Here is a 7,418-nt window from a genome sequence, read left to right as displayed (position 1 = left end):
ATCATACAGAGACTAGTATGGAGTTGGCTATTCGATTTGTAACGTGAAACATGACAGACCTTTAGGGTCTGTTTTTTTGTTGCGCAGCATGGTCAAAAAATCAAAAAAAAATCTCCCCCTGCGGGGAAATTTGGTTTAGTCTTTGGACTTTTAGGTTTTTGGGTTTTGATCTTTTAAAAAGATGGCGGTTTCGCCAGCTTTTTGGGCGATTTTGACGGAGTCAGAATCGTGTCTTTTCTTATCTTGATACATATAGAAACATTGAGATTTTCAAAAAGTGATATGAATCCAGTGGTGTCAAGGGTTTGAAGGTAATTTGACAGGGAAAAACCCCGTCTGCTATTATTAAGTTACCACACCAAATAATAGATAGCTAGAGAACTAGCGGCAGAAGGGGTTTTTTCTTTGTTTTATTCATCTGAATCGAATTATACCATCCTCGAGGATAAAACCGCAACAGGTAAAAAGCGGGATTGGAAGGGGAAAAAGGTGAGATCGTCGCTTATGGCGGCTCACTATGAAGGACTTGAAAAGCGTACCGGTGCGCCTTACTACGGAAAAAAGGCAGAGAAAGTATGTGATTGTGCGGAATGTCTTGCGTTTAAGAGGGATCGAGAAACGGGCAGACTACGATTATATCAAGCCTATTTTTGTAAAGTGAGGTTATGCCCTATGTGTGCGTGGCGAAGGTCATTGAAAATTGCTTATCACAACAAATTGATCGTTGAAGAAGCCAATCGGCAATATAAGCCAGCATGGATATTTCTCACGTTGACAGTAAAAAACGTTGAGGGTGATGATCTGAAACAGACCATTTCGGATATGATGAAAGGCTTTAATAGATTGATGAAATATAAAAAAGTTGATTCTGCGGTGCGTGGGTATTTCAGAGCTTTAGAGATTACGAAAAATCATGAAGAAAATACATATCATCCGCATTTTCATGTGTTAATACCTGTTCGTACTAATTACTTTGGTAAGAACTATATTAATCAAAAAGAATGGACAAGCCTTTGGAAAAGAGCAATGAAATTGGATTACACACCTATTGTGCATGTGCAAAGGGTCAAAGGTAAAAAGGGAATCGATGCGGAAGCGATTGAAAAAGAAGTACGCAAAGAAATGGAAGAACAGAAAGCTATTTTAGAGATTTCTAAGTATCCAGTGAAAGACACTGATGTGATACGTGGGAATGAAGTGACCGAGGAAAATTTGGATACGGTCTATTATTTGGATGATGCGTTAAATGCCAGGCGGTTGATCGGCTACGGCGGGATCTTGAAAGAGATTCATAAGGAACTGAATTTGACGGACGCCGAGGACGGGGATCTTGTCAGAATTGAAGAAGATGAAGACGAGGTAGCTAATGAGACGTTCGAGGTTATGGCGCATTGGCATGTAGGAATTAAGAATTACATAATTAATTAAATAAAGCAGACAATTTTGTCTGCTTTATTTTTATACAATCCATAAGATAATTTCTGCTAGAGAATCAGCAGTTTTTGAAGGTACTCCTGCTTTTTTCAAAGCTTTTACTAGAGCGCCTTTTGATGCACTATTCAGTCTTTCTGTGGCATATGCAATTTTTCTTGCATATTTGTCTACCAGTTTAGCTTTTGATGGAGATAGAGGTTTGATGGCCCATTTAAGAGCTTTTCCTCCGACTCTACATACCCATCCAAATGCTTTTATTGCTTTAAGAGAATGACCAACAATACCATTAGTATGTACTTGCCCATTTTGGTTTAATTGGTTATAAGTGTTAAATTCGCGAGTTTGTGATGCGAATTTAATAAATGCTTTAGAATCTTCTAATGTGCTAGGAGTTTTATGTGTTTCTATATATTTCTCTAATGAGTTTGGCAATGAGTTACTTGCAATTTGTGTTGTGGGTTGAACTGTTTGGTCTTGTTCAGCAGCTGAAGCAGATGACGCAAAACCACTAAATCCTGAAATGATAAGGGCTGTAGCTGTAAGTGTTACCACACTTTGAGAAAATCTTTTTTTAGTAAATTTCATTTTAATCCTCCTATTTTTTTGATATTTTAACCAAGTAATATAATACCATAAAAGAGAGGAATTGTTACACATGAGTAAAAAAAATAAAAAAGAAAAATATTCAACTGGAGACCATGTATTTGCGATTTTAATTGTTTTTCTTATGTTTGTCTTTATTATTTCTTCACCTTTTTTGATATTTTTAGGTGTATTTAAATTCGTGTCTTTGTTCCCCTATATTTCTATTAATACAACCAGTACCTTTGATTCTGTTTTAGCTTTATTTAAGTTTTTTTTCCTTACAGTAGTAGTTGTTGGAGTTGTCGATATAGTATTCTCACAAATTTTGATGAAAAAAAAGGGTCCTTTCAATTTTGCTCTTGAAGCTGTGTTAATGTTTGTTGTGTTTTATCTTTATGTTTTAATTTATTCGTTTAACTCTCAAGATATTGTTATAAGGGATACAGGCGTGTTGTGGGTTTCTCTATTTTTATTTATTTTGTATTTGTTGTTTGCTCTGGTATATCCAGTTTCAAAAAGGATCTATGGGTTAATGATGAAAAAAATACAAGATAAAAATAATTGAAAATGTCGTTTAATAAAACGTTCCCAATTAGATTCTTAGAATAAAAAATTTATTATTCCATTGCGGTGTCCGCAAGCATTTTTTTTATTTTTCAGTGCTTCGTTTTGAGGAATATTTTTGTGATAGAATCCGTTCACTGTGGAGGTGAATGTGATGACGATTGTAATTAATGTGATGGATTTAGGAGCATTCATTATTTGTACTTTGCTGTTCATTGCATTGTGGTTTGAAGAATCAGAAGAAGCCGGCTATTAAGTCGGCTTCTTCTTTACACGCTTGACGGAAATCGAGAGATTTTAGCACGCACACAGGGGTGTGTATAAGTGCGCCATTGTCATGGGTGTCCTATTTCCAAAATTGCCACCACTTTTTTTGTTGAGATGCAGCAATCTGTTTTTTCATTTCTTCATTCTCTTTGAGAGCCTCTATGAGGTGTTTGTCGCGTTCCTCAAGCTTAGCCTCAATGTAGTGTTGTTGTTCGTGAATTGTCTGAATAAGAGATTGGATGATTTGTTTTTGTTCATTCATTTGTGAGTTGAGAGTATTCCTTATGTCCTCTATCGACTCATTCAGCGTCAATGCTGTACTTTCTGTATGATTGTCTATCGTGATTGTGATTGGATGTCCTTCGTTAGTGAGGATGGTCTCAATGTTTTCTATGGACTTTCCTTCTACGTATAAACCACGAATTTTTTTTAGCAAAGGAATGGATTCATTTGCTACTAAATAGCTTTTTCCGTTTTTCTTTATGTTCAAATGATGGCCATGTTGACGAATGTATCTTCGCAATGTTGTATCTGGGATTTGAAGTTCTTTCTCTAATGATTTGATAGAGTGCCATTTTTCTTGGTTATCCATATAATTTCACCACCTCGTTCACCATACGATCATACATTGATTATTCTAGTTATATCAATGGATTCCTACGATCACGATCATGGTTGCGTCCATGAATACGATCATTCGATCATGAGAAATATGACAAGAACGTTTTAACGGTTATAAATTTATTTAAAGACTCATAAAAGTCTCTCATAAAGTGGAAGTGCCTTTTGATAATAATCTTTCACAGAATTTAGTTAAAACAAGCTTTTGCAACCAATAGTTGCATAGTGGTTGGTGGTGTGCAACCTGTGAAACTAATACAATTACAGCAATCATATGGAAATGGGGTGTTGTATGATGTCTTTAGGTTCTAATATTAGTAATAAAAGAAAATCCTTAAAGTTATCGCAAGAATATGTAGCAGAACAATTAGGGGTTAGTCGGCAGGCAATATCGAAATGGGAGACAAATCAATCAGAACCATCAATGGATAATCTAATAAGGTTGGCTGAATTATTTGATAGTGATATTAAAGAATTAGTTTCTCCAGAGCAATATTCTGAGGAACAAAAAGACTTAGAAACTCGGATTGAACAAAGTCAAAAAGATATAAAAATGCAAATGTCAGCTGTCTTTGGTCGAATTCTTATGCTGATTAGTTTTTTAGGTTACATTGGTGCTTTATTTGATCTTTCTTCTTATCAACTTCCTATTTGGTATTTACAAATTTGGTGGGGTGTCCTATTTTTGACCGGAGTAGTTCTAACATTTGTTGGGGCAAGGGATTACTTTAATAGAAAATCTGGTTCTAAAAAAGTTATATGGCTTGATCTGTTATTTGTTTTCTCTTATTTTTTATATGAAATGTTGCCTTTTGAAAGAAGTATAAATACATTAGTTACGTTACTTTTTGGCATTGTGATTTTGGTTATTAAAAATATTAAGTTTTTCATTCCTACATGGAGGAAACCAAGGTCATTAGACAAATAAATTTAAGATTTATAAAAACTCTCCAGCATAGTTAATATAGATCAAAAGGAATTCTTTTTACATTTATGTTAAACTATTACTTGGTTATTTTTATAACATTAGTAAAGGAGAGGTCACTATGAAAAAAGAGTTACGTAGTTATTTGTCTCTTGTGGTTGCTTCAGTAATCCTTATATCTTTGGTTTCGCCCGTAGTAGCACAAGCACAGACGTCGGACAGAAGTAAGGGTGCTGTAACATTAACAGAATCAGAAAAAAATAGCATAAGTGATTTAGAGAAATCTGGTGTAGATACAAAGCTTGTTACTAAGTTGTTGGAAGTTTCGAATCATATTCATTTCAAGAAAGATCAAGAAACATTAAGTGTAGATTTAAGTGATGATGTTCTTATGAATAAATATGATTTTACAAAAACACAACTTAAAGATTTCAAAGCTATACTTGATGGTACATATAATTATTCTGCTTCAAAAGAAAGCATATTAAAAAGTAACCAAGTAGCTAAAACTTCTAGTTATAGAGCAGGTTATTTATCTAATACTGCTTTGAAATCTGGAACATTTGCTGTTTTAACCGTTGCAGCGCAATCAGGTCCAGCTGCATTAATGGCTGCTTGGACAGCAGTTTCATCAGCTTTAGCAGGACCATTAGGCACTGTGGCTGGAATAAGTACTGCAGTTTTAGGTGGAGCCTTTTTTGCAGATCTTGCATTGAAAATAACTGGAGCTATGACTCAGGGTAAAGGTGTAGCTTTCTATCTTGATTGGGGAATTCCACCAGTAAAAACTGTTATTGAATAAAACACTTAAAAAAGAGGTTTGTTTTTGAATTTTTACTGACTCTGTTTTTTACAGGGTCTTTTTTTTAGTCTTAAATCTGATGTAAAAGAAGAACATAAGGCATGAGTCAACGGTAAGCGGAACGAAAGTGAGCATTAAGGAGTTGACTCATTCACTACACCCAAAGCCTATTGATTCAAACAAACCCCGTTTGTTTGCGCCAGCCGAAGGGGCATCCCCCGAAGATCGGGGGTAGGGGGTTTGAATATTTGCGATCCAACGGGCAGACCGTTGGCGGGTTTGGGCAGAGCCCGAAAAGAGTCACTGGAGAACCAGTGCCCACTTATGCACCTAAATAGGTGCGGTGGGTTTTCTTTCCGTTCAAAGCAGAATGCCAGGGCATTGTACCGTTGGCATGAAAGTATCAAAAATGATACGATTAAAGAAATATTTGTGCGTCTGTTTTGTTTGGCGAAAGTGCGCAGCGGAAGACGACGACAGTCGTCGAGTGGCAACGAAAAGCGAGCACTGAGAGCCAAACGGGAACCCCCCCACTCTAACAGGGGGGTACTACGGAAGAAAAAAGCAAATTAAGGCTAGTCATAGCAATGGATTGACTCGTTTTGAGTTTGTGACAAAGATTTATTTGAATGATTAAACTTATAAAAATACCGAGGTTGTAATTCAAAAATGCCGTTGAGAGCGTTCAGATTCGATTCTGAGCGCTTTTATTTTTGTACAGGTAATTGAAATAGGAGGATGCGTCAAAAACGCTTATAGGGGATTTAAATGCGTTTTTTCGTTTTGTCTGCTGTAATCCATTTGAAAATTCGTTTGCGAGATGCCGAAAATTTGCATAATTGGAAACGCAAGCGGGTTACACCCGTATTTCATATGCTAGGATTTAACATAAAAAGGGACAGAGATCGGGGGATTGATGGAATGGAAACTATTTCAGCAGCGGTGATCGGTCAAAAGATAAATGAGTGGTATCGACATATAAAAAAACTTAATGTGACAGATGCTGAAATGCTTCGGAGCGAGATAAGAGAAGAATTGGATATGATGGAAGAAGATGAGCAAGCTGTTCTTTATTTTCAGCTTATGGAATTTCGCCACGAACAAATGCTTGAATACATGAATCTAGGAGCAAGGAAAGTAAACAAAGCGGAGTACCTGCGTTCAGTGGAAGGGCAGGGACGAAAGTTTACTGGAATCTTGGAATACTACTTTAATTTTTTCAGAGGGATGTTTGAGTTCTCGCAAGGTGATTATATTACTGCGATTACTTTTTATAGACAAGCAGAAAAGCGTTTAGACCGGGTCGCAGATGAAGTTGAAAGAGCAGAGTTTTATTTCAAGATGGCAGAGATTTTCTATCACATGAAGCAAACTCAAATGTCTATGTATTACATCATGTTGGCTCTTGATACATATAAGGTACACCCGACATATCTTGTCCGAGAAATTCAGTCTCGCTTTGTTGTTTCAGGAAATTATGTTGATCTTAATAGTGCTGAAAAGTCACTCCCTCATTTAGAGAAAGCATTAGAGAAGTCACATGCGATTAAGGATGAACTCATGATTGGTATGAGTTTAATCAATTTGGGTAACTGTTACTCTAGCTTAGAGAAGTATCAAATAGCATTAGATTATTTTGAGGAAGCTCAAATTTATTTGAAAAGTCATGTTCATATGCGAGCTATTTTTTATCAACTGGCTCTTATTAATTTCAAAATGGGAAACGGTGAAATTGGAAAAGAGTATATTCAAAAGGGTATTGAATTTCTTGAAAAGGAACCCGATGAATTATTTGAGTCTTTATACAAATTTCTTGTAAGTCTATATATAAAGCCACTGTGTCTTGACGATCTGAAGGATATTCTCAAGCAGTTTGATGACATTAGGGGTTATCCATATTTGGAAGAACTGGCATTAGAGTCCGCAGAATTTTATACTGAACGTGGGCGTATGGAGGATTCTGTATATTTGTATCAGCAAATGGTGTACGCCCAAAAACAAATTCGAAGGGGCGACTGTTTGTATGAGCATTAAAAAGAGCTTTGCTTTAGCTGGTCTTGCTATCACTATGTTGGTTGGTGGTTCATATCTCAATCATACAGAGACTAGTATGGAGTTGGCTATTCGATTTGTAACGTGAAACATGACAGACCTTTAGGGTCTGTTTTTTTGTTGCGCAGCATGGTCAAAAAATCAAAAAAAAATCTCCCCCTGCGGGGA

The 7,418-nt window shown here is 36.1% G+C and carries 7 protein-coding genes; 5 read left to right on the top strand and 2 right to left on the bottom strand.

Translation table 11 applies throughout. From position 1 onward, the window contains the following. Positions 1-405 precede the first annotated feature (405 nt). Entirely contained in the window at positions 406-1,428 is a 1,023-nt protein-coding gene (locus ACN6NB_RS19475) for a protein rep (protein WP_024024775.1), read from the top strand. 30 nt (positions 1,429-1,458) lie between these two features. On the opposite strand, the gene ACN6NB_RS19470 is transcribed toward ACN6NB_RS19475, so the two are convergent. Further along, positions 1,459-2,019, bottom strand: a complete 561-nt coding sequence (locus ACN6NB_RS19470; RefSeq protein WP_024024776.1) for a hypothetical protein — start codon at positions 2,017-2,019, stop codon at positions 1,459-1,461. A 70-nt stretch (positions 2,020-2,089) separates the two neighbouring features. On the opposite strand from ACN6NB_RS19470, the gene ACN6NB_RS19465 reads away from it, so the two are divergent. Then, the gene (locus tag ACN6NB_RS19465; RefSeq protein ID WP_024024777.1) at positions 2,090-2,584 is read left to right on the top strand and encodes a hypothetical protein; all 495 of its coding nucleotides are present in this window, start codon (positions 2,090-2,092) and stop codon (positions 2,582-2,584) included. A gap of 345 nt (positions 2,585-2,929) precedes the next feature. Here ACN6NB_RS19465 and ACN6NB_RS19460 read toward each other — a convergent pair whose 3' ends face one another. Further along, the gene (locus ACN6NB_RS19460) at positions 2,930-3,442 is read right to left on the bottom strand and encodes a DUF3967 domain-containing protein (RefSeq protein ID WP_197198150.1); all 513 of its coding nucleotides are present in this window, start codon (positions 3,440-3,442) and stop codon (positions 2,930-2,932) included. Between the two features lie 324 nt (positions 3,443-3,766). Here ACN6NB_RS19460 and ACN6NB_RS19455 point away from each other — a divergent pair, with 324 nt between their 5' ends. From ACN6NB_RS19455 to ACN6NB_RS19445, 3 genes are all read left to right on the top strand, one after another. Continuing rightward, positions 3,767-4,399, top strand: a complete 633-nt coding sequence (locus ACN6NB_RS19455) for a helix-turn-helix domain-containing protein (protein ID WP_197198151.1) — start codon at positions 3,767-3,769, stop codon at positions 4,397-4,399. A 118-nt stretch (positions 4,400-4,517) separates the two neighbouring features. After that, positions 4,518-5,198, top strand: a complete 681-nt coding sequence (locus ACN6NB_RS19450) for a hypothetical protein (RefSeq protein WP_197198152.1) — start codon at positions 4,518-4,520, stop codon at positions 5,196-5,198. A gap of 768 nt (positions 5,199-5,966) precedes the next feature. After that, entirely contained in the window at positions 5,967-7,232 is a 1,266-nt protein-coding gene (locus ACN6NB_RS19445) for a response regulator aspartate phosphatase (protein WP_472594126.1), read from the top strand. The last annotated feature ends 186 nt before the right edge of the window (positions 7,233-7,418 follow it).

This window comes from Bacillus sp. 11B20 (assembly GCF_056098985.1).
Note: the sequence above shows the minus strand (reverse complement) of the source record. Positions and strands in the feature narration are given on the sequence as shown.

Bases quoted from the DNA above. Each gene is read 5' to 3' on its own strand.
- ACN6NB_RS19460 (WP_197198150.1), bottom strand. From the start codon at position 3,442: ATGGATAACCAAGAAAAATGGCACTCTATCAAATCATTAGAGAAAGAA.
- ACN6NB_RS19465 (WP_024024777.1), top strand. From the start codon at position 2,090: ATGAGTAAAAAAAATAAAAAAGAAAAATATTCAACTGGAGACCATGTA.
- ACN6NB_RS19450 (WP_197198152.1), top strand. From the start codon at position 4,518: ATGAAAAAAGAGTTACGTAGTTATTTGTCTCTTGTGGTTGCTTCAGTA.
- ACN6NB_RS19445 (WP_472594126.1), top strand. From the start codon at position 5,967: ATGCGTTTTTTCGTTTTGTCTGCTGTAATCCATTTGAAAATTCGTTTG.
- ACN6NB_RS19470 (WP_024024776.1), bottom strand. From the start codon at position 2,019: ATGAAATTTACTAAAAAAAGATTTTCTCAAAGTGTGGTAACACTTACA.
- ACN6NB_RS19455 (WP_197198151.1), top strand. From the start codon at position 3,767: ATGTCTTTAGGTTCTAATATTAGTAATAAAAGAAAATCCTTAAAGTTA.